Consider the following 1,533-nt stretch of genomic DNA (forward strand, 5'->3'; position numbering starts at 1 on the left):
TCTAAATCAAGTGGTAAAATGACCTGTTTCATGTTATAATTTTTATGCATAAAGAACAACTCCTGACTTTTGGGATTAGACACTTTAATTGTACAGGATTTTATTCTTTTTGTCGAAAAGTTACACAATCTGACACGGCTGTTTCATGATCTTAATTTTTCTGGAAAATACATAGAAATCAGTGGTTTAAATTTTTAATTGGTATATTTTGCAAATTATTTTCGTAAAAATATTCAAAAAGGACAATATTACTGAATATATTGTTCGAATATTCAAATAATAATTAATCTTATCTGTTATTCTTTTTAAAAACTCGACGTTCTTTTAAAATACTCAGAAAAATACATTTTAAATTGAATTTATGAAACGGCCGTGGGAATCTGAAACGTTGTGTCAAATTTTCCAAAATATCTCGTCACAAGCAATATAAAATGCTATACTTTTAAGTGCAAACATATATATTTTTTACAAAAGGAGAATTTTATGAGCCAAACCATCACACTAGCAAATGGTATCAAGATGCCACGTGTCGGCATGGGTGTTTTTCAAATGACGCCTGAGGAAGCGGAAAATGCAACCAAATGGGCTTTAGAAGCCGGTTATCGCTCGATTGATACAGCCGCAAGGCTATAACAATGAGGAAGCTGTCGGGCGCGGGTTGATCGCAAGTGGCGTACCGCGTGAAGAAGTTTTCATCACGACAAAAGTTCGCGCCAGTCAGCTTGGCTACGAAGCTACCAAAGCGGCTTTCTACGAGTCACTTGAGAAGCTGCAACTTGACTATATCGACCTGTTTTTGATTCATTGGCCTAAAACTGGGCTTTACAATGACGCTTGGCGCGTCATGGAGGAGTTTTACGAGGCGGGGAAAATCAAAGCCATCGGTGTTAGTAACTTCTTACCCGAGCATTTGGAGCAACTCCTGACCACAGCTAAAGTCATGCCGATGATTAACCAGATTGAAGTACATCCTATGCTTAATCAAGCTGAGGTAAGGAAATATAATGACTCGCTAGGCATTGTGACTGAAGCCTATTGTCCACTTGGGAGTGGTCGTCTACTTCGCCATCCTGTTCTCATCGAACTGGCTGAGAAATATGGCAAGACCACTGCCCAGCTCATGAACCGTTGGGAGATTCAAAATGACATCGTCACGATTCCAAAATCTGTTAATCAAGACCGCATCACTGCTAATTTTGATGTTTGGGATTTTGAAATTTCAGCTGATGACATGGACATCATTAATGGTTTAAATGAAAATAAACGAGTGGGGACAGATCCACATCACTTTATGGAGATTTTCTATGGGGATATGACACAGCCTGAGTATGTGCTGAGTGATTGGGAGAAGGTGCTCGAAAAATAGGGTGTTTAAAACACTTACTATTTAACACCTCAATATAGAGAAGAGGCTGGGACAAAAGTCCTCTAAAAAAATAGGCTATGAATCATTTCTGATGTTAATCGGAAACGTTCATAGCCTATTTCTGTGTAACTTTTCGACAAAAAAAATAAAATCCTGTACAATTAAAG

Annotated in this window: 1 pseudogene; it reads left to right on the forward strand. The window is 37.9% G+C overall.

What is annotated here, in order from left to right:
* Positions 1-483: 483 nt before the first annotated feature.
* A pseudogene (locus ACYQ21_RS15550) lies at positions 484-1,291 on the forward strand (aldo/keto reductase); the annotation flags it as partial.
* Between the last annotated feature and the right edge of the window lie 242 nt (positions 1,292-1,533).

The sequence above is a fragment of the Pseudolactococcus yaeyamensis genome (assembly GCF_054658615.1).